The organism is Cyclobacterium roseum, from assembly GCF_010119225.1.
Classification (GTDB): domain Bacteria; phylum Bacteroidota; class Bacteroidia; order Cytophagales; family Cyclobacteriaceae; genus Cyclobacterium; species Cyclobacterium roseum.
The window spans coordinates 18,466-38,592 of record NZ_WNKF01000024.1; the positions used below are offsets into that span (position 1 = coordinate 18,466).

The 20,127-nt window shown below is 46.7% G+C and carries 18 protein-coding genes; 6 read left to right on the plus strand and 12 right to left on the minus strand.

Features of this window, described 5'->3' with window-relative positions; translation table 11 throughout:
* Positions 1-38 precede the first annotated feature (38 nt).
* Both GJQ68_RS21680 and GJQ68_RS21685 read left to right on the plus strand, forming a co-directional pair.
* A complete protein-coding gene (locus GJQ68_RS21680) occupies positions 39-1,307 on the plus strand; it encodes an amidohydrolase/deacetylase family metallohydrolase (protein WP_235941841.1) in 1,269 nt (422 codons plus the stop codon).
* Positions 1,308-1,324: 17 nt separating this feature from the next.
* On the plus strand, positions 1,325-2,353 hold the full coding sequence (locus tag GJQ68_RS21685) for a metallophosphoesterase family protein (protein ID WP_162419361.1): 1,029 nt from the start codon (positions 1,325-1,327) through the stop codon (positions 2,351-2,353).
* A gap of 15 nt (positions 2,354-2,368) precedes the next feature.
* On the opposite strand, the gene GJQ68_RS21690 is transcribed toward GJQ68_RS21685, so the two are convergent.
* Complete coding sequence (locus GJQ68_RS21690; protein ID WP_162419362.1) at positions 2,369-2,716, minus strand: Spx/MgsR family RNA polymerase-binding regulatory protein; 348 nt, start codon at positions 2,714-2,716, stop codon at positions 2,369-2,371.
* A gap of 108 nt (positions 2,717-2,824) precedes the next feature.
* Between GJQ68_RS21690 and GJQ68_RS21695 the strand changes: the two genes are divergently transcribed.
* Both GJQ68_RS21695 and GJQ68_RS21700 read left to right on the plus strand, forming a co-directional pair.
* Entirely contained in the window at positions 2,825-3,322 is a 498-nt protein-coding gene (locus tag GJQ68_RS21695; RefSeq protein ID WP_162419363.1) for a DUF4168 domain-containing protein, read from the plus strand.
* Between the two features lie 173 nt (positions 3,323-3,495).
* The gene (locus GJQ68_RS21700) at positions 3,496-6,630 is read left to right on the plus strand and encodes a DUF5107 domain-containing protein (RefSeq protein ID WP_162419364.1); all 3,135 of its coding nucleotides are present in this window, start codon (positions 3,496-3,498) and stop codon (positions 6,628-6,630) included.
* A 236-nt stretch (positions 6,631-6,866) separates the two neighbouring features.
* On the opposite strand, the gene GJQ68_RS21705 is transcribed toward GJQ68_RS21700, so the two are convergent.
* The 4 genes from GJQ68_RS21705 to GJQ68_RS21720 form a co-directional block, all read right to left on the minus strand.
* Positions 6,867-8,306 (minus strand): L-serine ammonia-lyase, encoded by a 1,440-nt coding sequence (locus tag GJQ68_RS21705; RefSeq protein WP_162419365.1) that lies wholly within the window; start codon positions 8,304-8,306, stop codon positions 6,867-6,869.
* A gap of 288 nt (positions 8,307-8,594) precedes the next feature.
* Complete coding sequence (locus GJQ68_RS21710) at positions 8,595-9,311, minus strand: DJ-1/PfpI family protein (RefSeq protein ID WP_202927994.1); 717 nt, start codon at positions 9,309-9,311, stop codon at positions 8,595-8,597.
* A gap of 210 nt (positions 9,312-9,521) precedes the next feature.
* On the minus strand, positions 9,522-10,055 hold the full coding sequence (locus GJQ68_RS21715) for a hypothetical protein (RefSeq protein WP_162419366.1): 534 nt from the start codon (positions 10,053-10,055) through the stop codon (positions 9,522-9,524).
* Between the two features lie 681 nt (positions 10,056-10,736).
* Positions 10,737-11,504, minus strand: coding sequence for a TonB family protein (locus GJQ68_RS21720; RefSeq protein WP_162419367.1), 768 nt, complete (start codon positions 11,502-11,504; stop codon positions 10,737-10,739).
* 217 nt (positions 11,505-11,721) lie between these two features.
* Here GJQ68_RS21720 and GJQ68_RS21725 point away from each other — a divergent pair, with 217 nt between their 5' ends.
* On the plus strand, positions 11,722-12,282 hold the full coding sequence (locus tag GJQ68_RS21725) for a DUF2975 domain-containing protein (protein WP_162419368.1): 561 nt from the start codon (positions 11,722-11,724) through the stop codon (positions 12,280-12,282).
* 2 nt (positions 12,283-12,284) lie between these two features.
* Positions 12,285-12,491: a helix-turn-helix domain-containing protein gene (locus GJQ68_RS21730; protein ID WP_162419369.1), complete on the plus strand. Its 207-nt coding sequence runs from the start codon at positions 12,285-12,287 to the stop codon at positions 12,489-12,491.
* Positions 12,492-12,959: 468 nt separating this feature from the next.
* Here the strand turns inward: GJQ68_RS21730 and GJQ68_RS21735 are convergent, their stop codons facing one another.
* The 7 genes from GJQ68_RS21735 to GJQ68_RS21765 all read right to left on the minus strand — a co-directional run bounded on the left by GJQ68_RS21735 (position 12,960) and on the right by GJQ68_RS21765 (position 20,063).
* The gene (locus GJQ68_RS21735; RefSeq protein ID WP_162419370.1) at positions 12,960-13,991 is read right to left on the minus strand and encodes a serine hydrolase domain-containing protein; all 1,032 of its coding nucleotides are present in this window, start codon (positions 13,989-13,991) and stop codon (positions 12,960-12,962) included.
* 100 nt (positions 13,992-14,091) lie between these two features.
* Complete coding sequence (locus tag GJQ68_RS21740) at positions 14,092-15,363, minus strand: alpha/beta hydrolase-fold protein (RefSeq protein WP_235941842.1); 1,272 nt, start codon at positions 15,361-15,363, stop codon at positions 14,092-14,094.
* The gene (locus GJQ68_RS21745) at positions 15,356-16,030 is read right to left on the minus strand and encodes a DUF4386 domain-containing protein (RefSeq protein WP_162419372.1); all 675 of its coding nucleotides are present in this window, start codon (positions 16,028-16,030) and stop codon (positions 15,356-15,358) included. Before GJQ68_RS21745 ends, GJQ68_RS21740 begins: the two co-directional genes overlap by 8 nt.
* Entirely contained in the window at positions 16,017-16,739 is a 723-nt protein-coding gene (locus GJQ68_RS21750) for a DUF4386 domain-containing protein (RefSeq protein ID WP_162419373.1), read from the minus strand. Before GJQ68_RS21750 ends, GJQ68_RS21745 begins: the two co-directional genes overlap by 14 nt.
* A gap of 21 nt (positions 16,740-16,760) precedes the next feature.
* Positions 16,761-17,132, minus strand: a complete 372-nt coding sequence (locus GJQ68_RS21755) for a DUF6567 family protein (RefSeq protein WP_162419374.1) — start codon at positions 17,130-17,132, stop codon at positions 16,761-16,763.
* On the minus strand, positions 17,129-18,169 hold the full coding sequence (locus GJQ68_RS21760) for an NAD(P)-dependent alcohol dehydrogenase (protein WP_235941843.1): 1,041 nt from the start codon (positions 18,167-18,169) through the stop codon (positions 17,129-17,131). The genes GJQ68_RS21755 and GJQ68_RS21760 overlap by 4 nt, the downstream gene beginning before the upstream one ends.
* A gap of 106 nt (positions 18,170-18,275) precedes the next feature.
* Positions 18,276-20,063 carry a helix-turn-helix domain-containing protein gene (locus GJQ68_RS21765; RefSeq protein ID WP_162419375.1) on the minus strand — a complete coding sequence of 596 codons (1,788 nt, stop codon included), beginning with the start codon at positions 20,061-20,063 and terminating at the stop codon, positions 18,276-18,278.
* Positions 20,064-20,127: the final 64 nt, after the last annotated feature.

Below are 20,127 nucleotides of genomic sequence, written 5' to 3' on the forward strand. Positions count from 1 at the left end.
CTATGCGACCATTAAGAAACAATTATAAACAGATAAAAATGTGGAATAAGAAAAAACAACTTGGACTGAAGAACTACCTGACAGCCTTCCTGATGTTAGCTTGTACGCTCACCGCTACCGCTCAACAATACGACCTACTGATCAAAGGAGGTCATGTAATGGATCCCAAAAACGAAATCAACGAGGTCATGGACATTGCAATCACCGGCAATGAGGTGGCGCTAGTCGAAAAAAACATTGCTGCCGACCTGGCAGGACAGGTGATTGATGCCTCCGGGCTCTTCGTGTGCCCCGGCTTGGTAGATATTCACACACATAATTTTTACGGATTGGACCCCTATGGGCAATATAGCGGTGGATACAGTTCCATTCACCCCGACGGCTTTACCCTTCCCTATGGAGTGACCACCGTGGTGGATACCGGTGGGTCCGGCTGGCGAAATTTTGTTCAGTTTAAAGAGCAGGTGATCGACCGGGTGCGAACCCGCGTTCTGGCCATGTTAAACATCGTGGGTCATGGCATGAAAGGCTCGCCCTATGAGCAAAACCTCAACGACATGGACCCGAAAATGACGGCTTTGGTAGCCCGGCAATTTCCCGAACACATTGTGGGCGTAAAAGTGGCGCATTACTCCGGGCACCAATGGGAGCAAATCGACCGGCTGGTAGAAGCCGGAGAGCGGGCCCATATCCCGGTGATGGTAGATTTCGGAGGAGCCAACCCGCCTCTTTCCCTGGAAACCTTATTTATGGAAAAACTACGACCCGGCGATATCTATACCCATATTTTTGGCGGAGGGGGTTTTGGCAGGGAAGCCATTGTTGACAAGGGAGGCAACCTACGTCCATTTGTCAAAGCAGCCCAGGAACGGGGTATCGTGTATGACGTGGGACATGGAGGCTCTAGTTTTGCCTTCAAACATGCGATCCCGGCCATGGAACAGGGACTTAAACCCAATGTTATCAGCACAGACAGCCACATGAGCAGCATCATGAGCGGAATGAAAAACATGAACAACGTCATGTCCAAGTTTTTGAACATGGGCATGAACCTGAACGAGGTGATCACCGCCTCCACCTGGACTCCGGCACAGGTAATTAACCGTCCCGACCTGGGGCACCTCACACCTGGCGCAGAAGCGGACATTGCCATCTTGAATATACGGGAAGGGACTTTTGGCTTTACCGAAAAAACCGGCGAAGGTAAAATGATGGGTAATCAGAAAATTGAAAATGAACTTACCATTCTTGCAGGCAAAGTGGTTTGGGACCTGAATGGGCTCACTGCGCCACTCTGGAACGAATAGGCAAACCCAAGACAAAAATGAAAAGGAGACACTTCTTTCAAAAAGCAGGGGCCCTCTCGGCAGGTATCGCCCTGGGCGTTAATGATACCCTTCAGGCCTCTTCTCAAACCGCCGACTTCAAAACGCAACCGTTTACCGTCGGCATTAATGATTACCACATCAATTACCACGTGCCCCAGCTGGATCAGCCGGTTTCCATCCTGCATGTGACGGACACCCACCTTTGGCGGGACGATGAGCGAGGCAAGCCTTACCGGCAATATAGCAAGCGGATGGCCGGAGCCTACAATGAAACGAAACATTTCCTCACCGGGGAGCCTACGAATCCGGAGGAGGCTTTTGAAGCCACGCTGGCCATAGCGAAAGAAGCAAAGGTGGATGTAATTACCCTAACTGGTGATCTCTTCAGCTTTCCTTCCGAAGCCGCTATCGAATGGGCCCTGGAAAGGCTTGAAGCATTGGACATCCCTTATTTTTATTCGAGTGGAAACCATGACTGGCACTACGAAGGAATGGAGGGCAGTCTTCACGAGCTACGGGAAACCTGGATCCGGAAGCGACTCCTGCCACTTTATAAAGGAAGAAACCCCCTCATGTATGCAGAAGAGGTCAAGGGAATCAATATGGTTAACATTGATAATAGCTACTATGAGATCCTACCCGAGCAACTGGAGTTTTACGAAGAGCAGGTTCGCAAAGGCTTACCCATGGTGCTGATGATGCACATTCCCTTGTATGCACCGGCTCGAAGCCTGGGGTATGGCTGCGGTCATCCCGATTACAATGCTGCTAACGACCGAAACTATGAATTGGAAAGACGACAGAGATGGCCGGAAGAAGGACATAGCCAAACCACCATGGATTTCCATCAGGCAGTATTCGAAAGCCCTAATTTGTTAGGTGTTTTAGCAGGTCACATTCACAGGCAAACCGTGGATTGGGTGAAAGGTATCCCCCAGTTTCTGACACAACCCAATGCCGCCGGGGGATACCTGAAAGTAAATTTCCACCCTATGAACCGCCAGGGTCAGCTGAAATTCACTTAAACGATACCAGCTGGATTAAAATTTTGATTGGATCTTTTCTTCGTCCAGCCCGGCCTGCATGCTACCATCTTCAAAAACCAGAATGGGTCTTTTGATCATGCTGCTCTTTTCCTGTAATAAAGGGATGGCGGTAGCCTTGCTTTCAGCGGCAGATTTGGCCGCCTCATCTAGCTTGCGGAACGTTGTTCCCCGCTTATTAACCACCTGCTCCAATCCCAACGCATCAATAAATTTTCCGAGCAGATCGGCATCCGGCTTTTGCTTTTTGTAATCCACAAATTCATAAGGTTTGCCCGCCTCCTCGAATAAGGCAAACGTCTTCTTCATGGTGTTGCAGTTCTTAATGCCGTAAATTTTAGTCATAACAATTTGTTCTATTTAACGTAAATTAACATGGTAATTTCCTGTTTTTGGAATATTTATTGCAATTTCAATACTTGAAACGATTTAATAATAATAAAAATTTGAATCATGATTTATTCAAAAGTATCCAAAGTATCGGTTTTTTCCATACTGTTTTCCATTTGTCTTACATTCGGAACGTTGGCGCAACAACTTCCACAGGGCGCACAACAACAAGTCAACGATAATTTTTCCGATGAGGATTATGAAAAATTTGTTGCCATCAATCAAACACTTGCTCCCATGCAAGCTGAAGTGGAAGCCAAAATGGTGGGCATCCTGGAAGAAAAGGGAATGGAAGTTCCCCGATTCCAGGCTTTAATGCAAGCCCAACGACAGGGAAATATCATGGATGCCACCGATGACCCGGAAGAAATTTCTACCTTCAACGAAGCCGGACAGGAAATTATGAAAGTGCAGCAAGAAAGTCAGGAGGAACTCCAGAATCATATTACCGACAGCGGCATGGAAATACAGAAGTTTCAGGAAATATCCATAGCCTATAATCAAAGTCCCAAAGTGAAAGAGAAAGTAGATGCCTTGATGGCGGAACAAAATCCGGAATAATAGTGAAACCAGTATTAAAAGAGGAACGTAAAAGTTCCTCTTTTTTTTAGCTACATGTCTAGCTTTTCTGCAGCAGTGCATTTTTTCACCGGTCGCTTACCGTTCGTACGGCCGTTTTCACTTCCCCTCTCCTTTCTGTAGGTATTTTAGGCTAGTTTTTGCTACATTTAGCCATGCTAAGATCATCCATTTCCTCCAAATTTCTACTATTCACTTCGGTTGCTTTTCTGACCGGGTTCCTCTCTTGGGGACAGGAAGCCCGTATCAGCGAAGCATCCGTCAACTACAGCACTTATCCCTTTTCAGATCCAAGTCCGGTACCGTCCCTGGTGTACAAACCGGACATCTATCCCTATTTCCGGTTTGAAGGATACAGTGTGGACCCGGTAAAAAAAGATTGGAATCGGGTTATTCTGGAGAACGAGTACTTAAAAGTCACCATCATGCCTGAAATCGGAGGCCGGGTCTGGGGTGCTGTCGAAAAATCTACGGGAAAAGATTTTATTTACGAAAACGAGGTCGTCAAATTTCGAAATATTGCCATGCGGGGTCCCTGGACCTCGGGTGGGATTGAATTCAATTTTGGCATCATCGGACATGCTCCCTCCACGGCCTCGCCGGTGGATTACATTACCTACGAAAACGAGGACGGCAGCCTGACCTGCGTGGTAGGAACCATGGACCTGCCTTCCCGCACCCAATGGCGGGTGAAGATCAACCTGCCCAAAGACAAAGCCTATTTCGAAACGGAAGGGATCTGGTACAACCCCGAACCCTTGCGGCAACCCTACTACAACTGGATGACCGCAGCAGCCCATGTGGGCGAAGATCAGGAGTTTTTTTACCCCGGGCACATCGCGCTACAGCACAGTGGTGCCCTGATGGATTGGCCCGTTCAGGAAGGAAAAGATGTGAGCCTTTATGCCAACAATGCCTTTGGTTCCAGCAAATCCCACCACATGGCGGGTTCTTTTCAAAACCACTTTGGCGGGTATTTTCATGACCAGGGATATGGTTTCGGGCATTTTTCGAGTTACGACGACATGCCCGGTAAAAAACTATGGCTCTGGGCGCTGTCCCGCTCCGGAGGGATTTGGGAGGACCTGCTGACCGATGAAAACGGGCAATACATGGAATTTCAGGCCGGGAGGTTGCTCAACCAGTTTTCACCTTCCAGCCGACAACCCAGCCCTCTTACCAAGGCCGGTTTTGCACCTTACACCATCGACCGATGGACGGATTATTGGTTTCCTGTCAAGCAGATTGGTGGTATCAGTGCCGTGAGCCAGTCCGGCGTTTTCCATATAAAAGAAGCCAACCAAACACTTTCCTTGTCCTTCAATCCGTTTGAAACCATTCAAGAAGACCTGCAGGTATTCATTAACGATAAACCGGCACAAACCATCACCCTTAATGGGCAGCCCATGGATGTGATTAGCAAAGAATTGGCCCTGGAGGCTCCTCTGCAAAAACTGGAACTGGTTTTGGGAACCGAAAAGGTCTATTCCTGGGCAACCGAAGATCCGATGAAACTGAGCCGTTCTTTTGATAAAACCGAAGCGGAACCGCTTTCAACCGTCGAAGCCTTGTATTACAACGCCCGGCAGGATTATTACAGTCGGGCCTATCCGGAAGCCCAGGCCAAATACGAAGAAATCCTCCGGCTGGAGCCCGGGCATCAGCAGGCCAACATCGATTATGCCGAGCTGCTCTTTCGTTTTGGCCGGTACGAGGAAGCATTGGAGCAAATTGCTCAGCCCCTGGCCACTGACTTCTTTGACCCCCAGGCCAATTTTGTGGCCGGAAGCATTTACCGGGCTATGGACCAACCCATTGATGCCCTGGAGGCTTATGGTTGGGCTTCACGGTCCATGGAGTTCCGCTCTTCCGCCTACACCGCCATGGCGGAGATCCATCTGGCTGAATACAACCTGACAAAAGCCTCCGACTATGCCCGAAAAGCATTGGATTTTAATGCGCACAACCTCATGGCCTACCAGGTGCTGGCCGTCAAGCACCGGCTAGCCGGGGAAAAACAGTCTGCTGGGGAGGTATTGGAAAAGTTATGGGATATCGACCCCCTGAATCACTTTATCCGGTTCGAACAGTACCTGAACGACTCAAAGCCAGCGGCACTGGAAACCTTCCATTCCTTAATCAACAATGAATTTCCCTATCAGACCCACCTGGAACTGGCCGCTACCTATCTAAAATATCACCGCAAATCAGAGGCCTTGCAGGTCCTGGAACAAAGCCAGGCACATGCCTTGGTAGACCTTTGGACGGCCTTTCTGGACGAGAACCAACAGGACTCGGGGCTGGATGCCCTGCTTGCCAAACCCATTGCCTTTGTCCTGCCTTATCGAAAGGAAACCTTGGAAATGTTGAACTGGGCCCGGCAGGAAAGGACTCACTGGAAGCTGGATTATTACCTGGCGCTAAACCTAATGGCGTTTAACGAAACCGAAGAAGCAGCAAAACTATTGACCGAAATAGACGAAAAGGCCGATGAAGCGACTTTCTATCTAAACCGAGCCCTTTTGCTTGAGAAAAACGAAGGAAAAGACCCCCGGCCCGATCTTAAAAAAGCCTGGGAACGGGATCCTACCCAATGGAGGCACTGGCAGCACCTGGCTCGATATCAGGCAGAAAACGGCAATGACCAGGATGCCCTGTCCCTATTAAGAGATGCCACCCGGAAGTTTTCGGGGAGCTATGTGCTGGAAATGGATTACATTCGGGTACTGAATAGCCTCGGCCAATACAAAAAAGCCATGGACCTACTCGACAAAATCAATGTGCTGCCCTATGAAGGGGCAGGAGAAGGCAGGGCACTCTTTGAAACGGTATACCTAAATGCGGCCCTGGAAGACATGCAAGGGAGACGCTGGAAATCTGCGCAAGCCAAGCTGGAAAAATCCCTGGAATGGCCCGAAAACTTGGGTGTAGGTAAGCCTTTCTCCACCAATGAAACCATGCAGGATTACTTGCTGGGACAGGTAGCGAAAGCCCAGAATCAGCAGGACTTGTTCCGCTCGCACATGCAGCAAGTGGTAGCCGCAACTGAAAACATGTCCCGCAATCGCTCCGAGCAACTGCTGGGGTTATTTGCCCTGGAAGCCCTGGGTGAAAGCGAGGAAGCTGCTGCGCTCTGGGAAGAAATCAAAAGTGAGGGGAATGAAGAAACGGTGAACTTTATTGGCCGGCTGTATCCTGGTGGCGACCAACCGATCGCATCCGAATCCGGCAATCGCCGGGAAGCGTTATTGGAAAAGATAGCTGGAATACGTAGGGATTTCAAGAAATGAGGTCAACCGTACATCCTGAGAGGGAGATATTCCTGCCTTCTCGGGTCTCCTACTCCAAAAATTCCTACGGTTTAGAAGCCATTTTATGGGTGAGGGATTCCACTCCTACTCCCCGGATTTTCAAGAAATAGCAATCTATTAATCAACTCATCTATTTAGAAGTCGCTCTTCTTTAAATATATCAATTTGAGCCTTTCGGTGGTTTTTGGTAGCTCAAAGATAAGCATGCGGGGAATTTAGCAATCGGTATGCATTACTTGTAAAGCCAACCCTCCTTTGGAGGTCTCTTTATAACGGGAACTCATGTCTTTTGTCGTTTCCCACATGGTGCTTACGACTTTGTCAAGTGAAATTTTAGCTTTTGAGGCATCGCTTTCGATGGCGATTTCAGCTGCATTGATGGCCTTAATGGCTCCCATCGCGTTGCGTTCGATGCAAGGAACCTGCACCAATCCAGCAACAGGATCACAGGTGAGGCCAAGATGGTGCTCCATCGCAATTTCGCTTGCCATAAGCACCTGAGCGGTGCTGCCCCCCATCAAAAAGCACAAGGCGCCGGCAGCCATCGCCGATGAAACGCCAATTTCTGCCTGGCAGCCGCCCATAGCGGCGGATATGGTGGCCCCTTTTTTAAAAAGTGACCCAATCTCACCTGCTACCAACAAAAACTTCTTAATCTCCTCAAAACCTGCCTGGTGGTTTTCAATGCATAAATAATACATCAATACAGCTGGCAAGGTACCGGAGCTACCGTTGGTTGGTGCGGTTACAACCCGGCCTAGTGATGCATTTACTTCGTTAACGGCAATAGCAAGGCAGCTTACCCATTGAAGAATTTGCCTGAATTGCACTTCGGTTGATCTGATAGTCTCCAGCCATTGTTCCTTGTTTTGGTAATGTTCAACATTTCCGGCCAGGAGTTTTTTGTTCATATTGGCAGCTCTTCGACTCACGTTTAATCCACCGGGTAACGTTCCACCTGTATGGCAGCCCAGGTACATGGACTCCAACATTACATTCCAAACAGCTTTCAATGCCGCATCTATTTGCTGGTCTGACCTTAAGGATCGTTCGTTTGCTAAAACAATTTCAGCAATGTCTTTTTTTTCTTTTTCGCAATAATGTTGAAGTTCCGTTGCATATTGGATGGGAAAGGGTAACGGATTTAATTCCTGTAACTTTTGACCGTCCTCTTCTTGTCCTTCTTTTACCACAAATCCTCCGCCAATAGAGTAAAAAAAAGATTCATAACTGGTATTATCGTTCAAAATAGCTTTGTACATCATCCCATTGGGATGAAAATCTAAAAAGTGCTTATGGAAAACGATGTCCTTTTCGAAATGAAACGGCACCCTGATGGCCTTGTCCAGATGAAGTTCTGAATTTGCTTTAATAAAATCGATTTTTTCAGCTATCGTTAAAGTATTAATGGTAACCGGATCATGGCCACAAAGCCCTAAAACGGCAGCGATATCAGTAGCATGTCCTTTTCCCGTAAGCGAAAGTGAACCATATAGATGAATTTCTATCTTTTGTATTTTATCAATAATATGGTTTTGTTTTAACGCCTCAATCCACCCTTGCGATGCCCTCCAGGGACCTAAGGTATGTGAACTGGAAGGCCCCACTCCGATCTTGAGCATATCGAATATGCTGATAAATGCTGCTTTTTCCATTGAGAGCACTATTGATATTGAATAAGACAAATATGGGTGTTTTATTTAAAACAGGTTAACATTATCCTTTAATTCCGCAGTTCCATAGTGTAGGATTCGGCTTTCTGCCTTTCTTAGCTCAGTTAGCGTGCTGTCCATATACAATTAATAGGCCTCTTTTCCGCTGATTTCACCCACGGGCTTTACCTGTTCCAGGTCTGTATAACCCGCTAATAAATACCGCACTAATGGGGAAAATGCCTCATTGGTATTTCGACACTCCCGTTGGCTGTCCTTGCCTACCACCTATTATTCGGCAATAAAGCTATCGTTATCCTTGTCTTCAATCCAATTGTATTCAATTTCGAACGCAACATTTCGGGCGAATTCGATTCCATGCCTGTCTGCCAAAAACCCCAGGGCCATGTCCATACCAGCACTCACTCCCGAAGAAGTGTAATAGTTGTCATCTACTTTCCAACGTGCCTTTTTGTCCCAAACCACATTGGGACCCATTGATTCCACCCAGGAAAATGCCCGTTTATTCGAAGTAGCCTGCCTGCCATCCAAAAGACCGGACCTGGCAAGAAGCGCACTTCCAGTACAGACTGTCAATACGTAGCTGCTCGCACCAGCTATTCCCTTTATCTGCCCGATAAGCGATTCATTATCTACCTCTTTGCGGGTGCCCATGCCGCCTGGTATTAGTAGCATGTAAGGATTAGCGGAAGCCATGTCCAATTTTTCGGTCAGGACAGATACCCCGTGCCTATTCTCAATTAGCCCTCCATCAAGTGAATAAAATTTCAATGTATACAGGTCCGTAAGCCTTCCAAAAATTTCTACCGGACCGAAAACGTCCAGTGTTTCGTAATTGTCGAAAAGTAAGAAGGCTATTTCCATGGTATTGCTTTTTGAGTCCTCAGTCTTTTTTTCCTGGGCGAAGGAACCGCCACTTGCCATTGTAATAAGCACTGCGATTAGTAGCTGCGGTATTAACCTTCCTGGTTTCCTTTTTGCATTCATACGTTATTTGTTAGTGGTTCTGACTGGTAAATTAGTGAAAACAATTGATGAAAGGGTGTTCGATAGGAATTAAACACAATTCCCAGGTACTTGCAACATTTGTATCAATCCATGTTTCGAAAGGTCAATTACGTGTATATGTACTATGTCCACAACTCATCTCCCGACTATCGGTGACCAACCTAAGAAATTCGGATAGGTAATCAAGCACTATTCACCGCAATTATCTGATTCATCATCCGCTTTCCATTCATCCAATTCCCAAAGTGCGGTTCCTTCGTCAATTATCCCGGCATTTATCTGAATCTGCAGGCAGGTGGAAGCGATGAACCGATCGTCTGTTTCAGACAGTATTCCATTCAGGATTTCAATTAGCCCGCTATCGATTTCATCTTCGGTATACGCATAATAATTTGCGAGCCCTTCCAGCGCAGCATATTGCTCCCCCTTATTTTCACTTTGTAGTGACTTCCAGAATAAGGGTAGGGCTGTTGGAATAATATAATATTCCATGATTTCGGATATAAGTTCCAATGAAGCTGCACGTCGCATTTCACTAGCCCTGCTACGGTCTTTTTTTAATTTGAGAATTTCTTCGGCCAATCCCAACAGTTTTGAGAATTTCCGCTTTTTCCTATCCGCATAAGGAGTATTTGACAATAGTTCCTCCCACTCATCCTCATCGTTTTTGTCATTATCCGTCTGCATCTCAAGATCAAGGGGAGGAACCTTACATAATTCCAAAAACTTTGTTCGGTCTTTCTTATTTTTCTATCCTTTGTTTTTGCGATTTTTACCAGACAATCACAAAACAAAGCCAGGTCATGTTCACCAATCTTTTCCTTGAAAAAATTATTCAAATTAAAACGAATTGACCTGCTATCAATATCCCTGTTTTGACCTGCAATAAAGCGGTTTATCTGATCGCAAATTTCTTTTATGGGCAACTCTTTCATCGGGGTATGGGCTTCTTCAATCTTACAGCAAAAATATTTTTCGTCTTAAAGTAGCACTTATTGGTTGACTAACTTCGCTTTTTAAATACCCACTTCAAATACCTTTTTTTATTTACAGTTCTCTCCTGATAGAAACGTTACATAATATCATCTAAACAGGAGCTACTGCTACTTCAAACCATGTGGGTCAATCAAATAGATCTACTCGTTTTCAAATGTAACCCTATCATTCAAATTACCTGTATTTATTTGATGAACGAATCGTAGGGATCAGGAAAGTCTGCGGTCAACACCGTTATTTCCTGGATCAGCCTTTTTCCACCGTATTCAGCATTTGAAGCCTTATCAAATGTCTCTTCATCGCAGGATACGATTTACTACCAGGGATTACCTTGACTTTCTTGAAAATTTATTCAGCCCTGCGCCTGTTCCCACAAGGAGGTATTTTCTGACTTGGTAAAAGTGAAGCCTACCCCAGCCGAAAGCGAATAGGAAGATACATCCATGCCGTGGTGGGACTGCCTTGAAGATCACGGGCAGGCAGGAAACCCCCAGCGTATCGTTCCAGTATCCGTTCCACTTCTTTGACCAGGCTGGGATCTGAGGAAGCGCGGTTTACCACGGAGCTTTCCACCAATTGCCCCCGCTCATCGATTTTCAGACCAACCCAGATTTCCCCTTCTGCCCGGTTATTTCTGGCAGATTGGGGATAGGACAGGTTCTTGCCCAGGAATTCATGCCAGGACTTCATGTCAGGTAAACCAGGCTTAAAAATATCCCTATCCACGGCTTCCTCTTCTCCGTCGGGGGCTATAAAGGAGCCTTCGCAATTTAGTGAGCTATCGCAAACCAGGTCGAGCACCAATTTGTCTCCAACAAGTACTTTGGTATAGTTGGCATTATCTTTCCGATACTTGAACTGCGTATACTTCAAGATGCCATCCAAGGCATAATGTTTCTCTTCTTCCCATACCGGCTCGAGAGGCTCAGAAGCTTCAAACATTGATTTTTTCGCAGAAACCAAAGCGTAATTAAGGTCATAGGTTTTTTCCACCAATTCCCCTTCCGGGGAAACGGTGACTATTTTGCTGTATTTGTGGCCTTCATCGCCGGATTCTATGGGCAAAAAATGCGCGTCCAGGGGGATGATTTTCCTTTCCTGCGCTTCCACAAGACTCGGGAATCCCAAATACCCAAGTCCTACAACTAATCCAAAAATTCTCCATTTACCCTTCATAGCACTAAACTATCATAATTTTGACAAATCACCAACTAGAAACTTATTTCTATCCCTTTGCCTTTTGCCTGCTACAGAGACATTTATGCAGAGCATTTAAACCCATTCTTCCCGAGAAACCAGACCCTGTTAGCAGGAAGCATATTTAAATTAATTCATTTTTTATTGTTTACCAATAAATATTTATTGTTATTTGAAAAATAAAGCCCCGAAGACAATGAACTGGAAAGAAGCTTGGAAAAATAAGTGGGAAACCCAACCTGTATTGATGTTACTCACCATCGTAATTTGGTCCATTTTTATAGGACTATGTATCAAAGGCGGAACCTTGTTGTTTACTTCCCTATACAGCCTCTTCAATCCGGAGGTGGCGCAAAACCTTTACCAAGGATTGAATTTGTCGGTGGCCAGGGAGTGGCATTTGGGATATTACCTGGGGGCGGTGTCCTTGCTGCTGGGGATTTTGGTAGCTAAGGCCTATATTTTCTTTTTGGTAATCCTGGTTTTCCTGACCATTGACCTCGTTCACCCTTTCAGTAAGGAAGTTTCAGTCCTTATTTCCAGAATCGGCAAAGTTACCGTTGAGGTAGGTGTTTTAATCATTATAGCCTCCGGGTATTTTCATTGGTTGTCTTCCCAAACGTTGCATAGTCCTGCGCCTAGTGGATTTTTGGGTGGGGCGTTTGAATACCTGATTATGGGTGCGGTTATCTATGCCATCGCGTTGGTCTTCAAACGTGGCGTTGAAATCCAAACCGATAACGACCTTACTGTATAACCATGTCCATTGTCGTAAATTTAGATGTCATGATGGCAAAACGGAAAATATCCCTAAACGAACTCTCGGAAAAGGTGGATATCACCCTGTCAAACCTTTCCATCCTTAAGACCGGTAAGGCAAAAGCCGTCCGGTTTACCACCTTGGAAGCGATTTGCAAGGCCTTGGACTGTCAGCCGGGGGATATACTGGAGTTTGTGGATGATTGAGATAATTTAATTTCGGCTAAGTTTTAACTATATATAAACTACAAAGGCCACTCTAATAAAGAAGTAATCGCAAACCGAATAACTAGCGGCAGCAATAATAAAGGTGAAATATCCAAAAATATCATTTGGAAAATCGTGCTTGAAATCCCATGTTTCAACCAAAGGAAGCCAACTGCAAACTGGCTCAACAAAATCGGGAAGCAAAACAAAAAGCACCCATCAGTTTAACGGCTAGCTATACCTGAATGCTCAATAGAGCCGAGAAAATGCTCCTAAACCCTTAAACAAGTGGATGAAACCTGCTAAAAAAGGATCAGGACAACTGTCAAGGCGGTGAATAGAAAGAGGGGTACGGTCGTTGCCATCTTGTACTCAAATGTAGCCTCAATTTTCTAAAAATCCGTCTGCCCGGATGGGAAGCGGGAAAGAAATCCGCATCCTGGGATGCAGACCGCTTGTTTTCTGTGACTAGGATCCGTATCGCTTGCGGAGGATTTTACCAATCCGATTGCAGGTAATTTCCGACAGATTCCAGGTGTACCCGTCAAAATTCGTTGTATTCACAAACTGCACCACCACGGTATCGATATCCTTGTAGTACCGGGCGAAGCTCTGGTAGCCGGGAATCAAACCGGTATGCTCGTACACGTACAGGGAGGAATAGATCTCTTGCTCATCGCCGCTAAACAAGGAGCCCTCGTTTAATGCCCGAAGGAAAATGCCCACATCCTCGGCCGTCGCTATCATGGAGCCATAGTCCGTCATTTTGATATCTTCCTCCACACCAACGTAATACCCACTCATCAATTCCTCCGGATTCACTTCCTGCAAGGAACCGAAGGTATTTTTCAACCCCAGGGGAAGGAATAGTTGCTCTTGCATGTATTGAAATTTACCATATCCCAGCACCTTTTCGATGAGTTCGGTTAGCAAGAGGTAATTGGTATTGGAATAGGCATAGCCTTCTCCCGGTTCAAAATCAGCCGGTAAATCCAGTACGCGCTCCAGGGCTTCCCCGCTGCTTTTAGGCGGATTGATCCAAAAATCCGGGGTATCGGTCAAATTAGGGATCCCACTCCGGTGCTGCACCAGCATCCGCAGCGTAATGCGTTCGGCATTTTCAATCCTTCCTACCCATTCGGGGAAATAATCGGCCAGGGTGTTGTCCAGGGATAGGCGGTGTGCGCCAAGCAGTTTCGCGATCAGCACCGCATCGTACAATTTGCCTATGCTGGCAATTTTGAACAGGGCATCGGCCCGGGCGGGTAGTTCCGCTTCGCGGTTGTGCCAGCCGGCGGCGTAAAATTCCGGCTCCGCACCCTTCCGGTCCACATACACGAGAATGCCATCAAAATCGTGTTTCAACGCAGCCTCTACTTCTTCCCCGACCGTATCCGGCAGTGGTGCCAACCAGGCAAACAAAAGCGTCCAGGGCACAAAATACAGGGAAACCGGTGTCCCAATAAGCAATACTATCCGGAGGATTTGTTTTGTTTTCATAACGATAATACTAAGTGTAGTCAAGCCATTTCCTGCATCAAGTGGATTCCTTTCACTTTAGCACGTTAGCCCGCATTTGTTATAACCGATATAGCCTAAGCTATTTCCCATTGAGTTCCTCGATTCTTTTTTTGTAGAAATCGTCACCATTTAATTCAAAAGCTTTAGTTACATATTTAATTGCATTAGTAAGGTCGCCTTGTGCTTCATAGTAGTCAGCCATAGAATCATAAGCATTTGCACTTTCAGGATAAAACTCAATAGCAAGTTCAAAGTACATTTTCGCCTTGTCAGGTTGTTTCATATCCATATTCATATAACCCGACATATTTAAAAGTTCTTCCGGATAAGGTGGTTCCGAATATTCAAAATGTTCTTTGAGCTTCTGTTCCCTGTACTTTATTATGCTCAATAGTTCTTGTTTTGGCGTGTCAAATGAATTCATTTTATCCGTATTTTCCATTTGATACCATTCAAAAAGTGAAATTAATCCGTCCATGATAGATGGAAAAGAAATGGTGCCATGGATATCTTTGGGGTAAAATCTCCATTCAAAAGTCAATCCGCTTTTAGCATTTTGCTTTACCATGTTTGAAAAGGCAATATTAGAACGGGCGAATAAAGTGAAATCTGTTGTATCCTGCATTACATTGTCTATCGTTATTTGTGAGTTCTGCATATGCAATTGTCCACTTAATGACATAAATAAAGCTTTATTTTTATAATTCTGAGTAGTAATTATTTCTTGTGCCTCTTTCAATAATTTTTGGTCGTCCCAATCCATACTTGGGTCGATGGCTAAATAATTCGCAAATAAACTGGGTTGATTCATTAGCATGGAAATAGTAAACAAGCCCCCATAAGAATGACCGATTAATGTCCTGTAATTAGTAACTGGATATTTTGTTTCTATAAAAGGAATAAGTTCTTTCTCAATAAATTTCCTAAAATTAGTAGCTTCTCCATTTTTTTCATTAAAAGGCATCCCATATTTAGTGGTTATGGATGAAGTGGTTAAGTCTCTAACTCTCCTTTTATGATTAGAGATGCCGACCAGTACCATTTCAGGCGTAAAACCACCGCTATAATAATTTTGAACCTCATTTACAGTAGGAAGAAACATTTCTCCGTCTAAAATAAAAACTACAGGGTATTTTTGATTTTTCCCAGGGGTATAACCAGCAGGCAGTTGTATATAAATCTCTCTTGACTCGTTTAGTATTTTGGAATAAAGACTATCCAAAACACCTACCTTTTGCAAAAACAGTTGCTTTTGATTTCCCTGAGCTTTTACAAATTGCTGAAAGAAAATCATGAGCACTATTGCCATTACTATATTTAATCCGTTCGTCATGTTAGTATCTTTAATCATTCCTATTTTTTATTCTATACCTGAATAGCAGCCAAAAGGCAAAACCGATCTCCGCAAGTGCCATCGGAAGGCTTGCGATCATTTCGATCAATGCGATCTGTTCCGTATAGCCGGGAAGCACTATTTTCGCCAGGTGTATGCCCGTGTAACAACAGCCTGCAACCAGCAGCAGCCAGCCAAAAAAGGAGGGGACGAACCTTGCTTTAACAGACAAAAAACCCAAACCCAGCAAGTGAAAACCAAACAGGATCAGTCCCTGGGACCAGATCGTTTCAAAACGCTGCAGCGCCATCAAGACTTCAGTGGCTGGAGCAGCGGCTTCCACCAAGGCGATCCCCTCCACCAAATGGACAACTGCCGCCAGTAATATGAATGCATATAGTACCCGGATCAGGGCGGTGAGTGCCGAAAGGCGGGGATGGACTTCCTTCAGGAATCCGTGCAAACTGCCTGCTACCAACAGATCCAACAGCACAATCACTCCCCATGCCACCATTCCATAGCGGAAAAGCGTGCCAGAGGACTTCAGGTTCCGATAGGTTTCCTCCGGACTGTTTGGATCGATCAGTCCGCCATACACATACCCATAGGCGAAACCCGCTGCCAGGGCCATGGCGATCAGCCCCAGCCCGGAAAAAAGGGCCAATTTTCGTTTACTTGACTTCATCTACTTTCAATTTATTGGTAAACAACCCCTTTTTCAAAAAATAGCCAGTAAGGCTTACCTCTCCCAGGACCGCCGTAATCCCTACCAGGAGGGCCAGCCATTCCTCGTTTCCGGGAAAGAGAAAATCGCCAAACGATTCCATTTCGTACCCGATTCCAGCCAGTATCATCAAGCTACCCAGCAGACCGGGCAACGGTGACCGGTGCAGCAACAGCCCCAATAGCAGGCAGTGCAACCCAAAAAACACGCCGGCGATCAGGTATCCTATCCGGTGCGCTTCCATAAACAGCAGGCTCATGGATTGCAGTTGATTCGCATCAAATCCAGCGAGGAAATCCGGTGCCACCGCTGCCTGCAACGCCAGGTAGTGATTGAGCAGATTCAAGCTGCCGATCGCCGGATGGGCCAGAAGCCGCAGCACAGCGGCCGTCAACGCAAGTGTCTGGCCATAGGCACGAAACAGCCGATACAACCAGATGGAAATAATCGCATCCAGCAGAAAAGCAGTTAGATCAAGTACCAATCCCAGTCGAAACAACCCTTCCCTGCCAGCGATATTCAGGGAGGTGGCCGCCGCATCATCCGGAATGACAAGACTGCCCCGGATGTAGCCCTGGCTGAAGCCAGCCAATACAATTACCAAAAGATACATGAGGCCAGTTTGCCTCATGTACACTTTCTTTTCTGTTATTTCAAGTAGTCGATTCATCACCAATACGTTCAAAACGATTTATCGGTTGAATTCCACCACCGTCCCGCTGACTGTCAGGGTTCGCTTGTAGTAAAAGGGTGGGACACCCCCCACATGTTCTTCGGTAAGAACATTGGTAAGGGTACGGCTACCGGAAGTCAAATCGGCCTCCTCAATCATGGCATCATAGGCTTCCTTATACAAATTTTTTCGGTTCGTTCCGCCGAAAATCAGTACGTAGTCGACCGATGCCGACCCTTTTACCTGTCCCAGTACCTCAAAATTATTGCTTCCCAGGTGTACTTCGGTGCTGTTTTGGTTTTGGTTTAAAATCCAGGCCTGATTGACCCCACAAGATCCCAGCCCGAAAACTACCGTCAGGGCAATAACTGCATTTCGTACGTTTTTCATGTTGTTTGTTGTTTTAGAATTGAATTGGATTGAAAGGATGTAAAGTCATCCGAGTTAATAATTAATAGGTTTCCTTTTTTGTGGCCGGAGTCAATGTATTGATGCGCTTCTGAAAGTCGGACCAGTGGATATTGCCGATCTATCACCGTCCGTAGCTTGCCCGCTTGTTGGAGCTCCAGCACCTCAGCCAAAAGGCTACGGAGTTGTTCGTCGGAAAGCATGCCCGTTGCTTCGAATACTGCTTTCCGGGAAGAAAAATAGCGGGTATACAGCATCTGCACCAGTAGGGGAATTTTCATTACCGGGGAGTAGTACCTGCCGTTTTTTGTCAATATCCGCTTGCAGGCAGCGAAAGACCTTTTGCCCAGGGTGTCAAAAATAAGGTCGTATTGTTTATCCAGGCGGGTGAAGTCTTCTTGGGTGTAGTCCACCACATGGCTGGCTCCGAGGGATTTCACCAAGCCTGCATTTTTGCCACTACAGACTCCAGTCACTTCGGCACCCAAGTGCCGGGCAATTTGAACGGCAGCCGTGCCGAGACTTCCGGAGGCGCCGTTGATCAATACCTGATCTCCAAGCTTTACCTGACCGAGACGCTTCAGGTAATTATAGGCCGTCAGGTGCCCGTCGCAGAAGGTGGCTGCCTCGGAAAAACCCAGCGTTTCCGGTAAGGGCAGCAAAACTCCGCTGGCCTTTAGGGTCAGGTATTCCGCATTGGTACCAAACCCAAGGGTGGTCTCACCAAAAACCCGGTCCCCAACCTGAAAGCGCCGCACCTTGCTTCCGATTTCCGCTACGTATCCGGCAAATCCGGTTCCTGGTATGGGATTTTTTGGCTTGCATAGCCCCAGAAAAAGACGTGCCAACCAGGGCTTCCCGCTTCGCATCATGGCGTCGGCTGTAGTAGCCGAGGAGGTGATCACTTTCACCAACACTTCATCCGGGGCAGGCCGGGGCTTGCTAACCTGGTGCAATTTCAGGACGGATGCGGGGCCGTATCCCGTCGCCAAGATGGCTTCCATTTTTTCGTTGTTCATGACAGTTCCTTTTGATTCGGAACAAAGTTGCGACAGGGCAGCATGACAAAAGTTCGGGAAAAGGAAAAAGGGGTACGGAATTATAATCCGGGACCAATTAACGGGATTAATGCCTGTTTTTCTGAAATTCTTTGGGGGTCAGGCCGGTCTCTTTCTTGAATACGGTATTGAAAACGGTTTTGGAATTGAAACCACTCTCGTAGGCAAGTCCGATCAGGGAAATGGTTGCATTGCGGGGATCTGCCAGCAGTTTTATAAAATGACCGACCCGAAACCCGTTGACGTAGGCATTGAAGTTCTTGCCCAGCTTTTCATTCAGTAGCCAGGACAGCTGGTTAGGGTGCATTTCCAGTTGGTTGGCAAGGGATCGAAGGGAAAGGGAAGGATCCAGGAAAGGGCTCTCCGTTTCCATAAAGCGCTCCAATACCCGAAGGTAGTCGGTTGCGTCGGCTTCGCTTAGCTCGGCACTGTTCCGCTTTACGGGCCTGACCGGAGGGTTCGGTAGGGCAAAAATCCGCTTCTGGTAGCGTGGAAATTCGGGGTCGTGCCACAACGGAGCTGCAAGTGGATCACCAAAGGCCAGAAAAAGTATGGAAGAGCGATGCTGAAATAGTTTTTCCAGGACGGTAAAGGCCTTTTTGGCTTCGTTCAGCGCTCCATAAACCAAAAACAAGTAGGCATGCGCCTGAAAAGATGTATCTCCGGAAGCATTCGCTTCCAACTCGGCCAACAACTCCTGATACTCCCTGACCTTCCCCTGCATGACCCGAAGCAGACAGGCCAGGCCCAACTTTTCATCCGGCATGATGCCCTCTTGGGGACTGTCGAAAATCAGCCGTTCTGCCCGATCAAATGCCTCCTTTTTAAGCAGCACATAGATCAAGGTAATCAGGGCCGGCAGGTTTTTGGCATTGGCTTCCAATAGTTCCAGGAGCAAAACCTCCGCCTGATCGAAAGATTGAGAGCGGTACAGAAAGTACGCCTGGTAAAATTTCGTTTCCGGATTCAGCGGGTCAATGGAGCGGGCATAGCTCAAATGTTCCTCGGCCTTTTTCATATCGTCCCTGAGCATGAAAAGAAATGCCAGAAACTGATGGCCTTCGGCATAGGTAGGTTTACTGGCGATGGCTTGCTGGCCAAACCTCATGGCTTCGCCAAAATTGGCTTCGGTAAAAAAAGCCTGATTGGCAAGCAGGTAGTTAAGTGGTGCGTTATAGGGGTCAAGGGCTTTGGCTCGCTGCATGGATTCGATCGCTTTGTTCCAGGCCAGATCACGGGGAGCAAAGCCGGCTACTGCCAAAAAACTGTATGCATCGGCCAGTCCGGTATGCGCGTCGATCAGGTCCGGATCGGACTGAAGTGCCTTTTCAAAATGGCCAATGGCCTGATGTACGTCTTCGGGATTCCACTTGTTAAAAAGTGATTTCCCCTGCAAGTAATGCCGGTAAGCCTCCACCTTGCCGGTAGGTGGCTGTACCAACTGATCGGCAATGTCCAGGTGACCCAGGTGTTCGCGCAGCTTGTCGGCAATACGAAGGCTGATTTCATCTTGAATGGCAAAAATGTCTTCCAGCTTTCGGTCCCAGCTTTCGGACCAGAAATGGGAATCGTCCGACACGTTAATCAACTGAGCGGTGATGCGCAAGCGGTCTCCGCTCACTCGCAAGCTGCCTTCAAGCAGGTTCGCCACACCCAATTCCCTTCCAATTTCTGCCACGGGGCGATTTTGCCCCTTGAAGAAAAAGCAGGAAGTCCGGGAGGTGACTTTCAGTTGCTCGATTTTGGCCAGTGCATTGATGATTTCTTCCGTGATGCCGTCGCAAAAATAGTCGTTCTCTTTTCCGGGACTCATGTTGACAAAAGGCAACACGGCAATGGATTTTGGATGGTTCATCGTTCGGTTTCGCTGCGTCGGCAGGCGTACGGTTGGAAGTAGAAAATACGTGGTCTAAGTTATT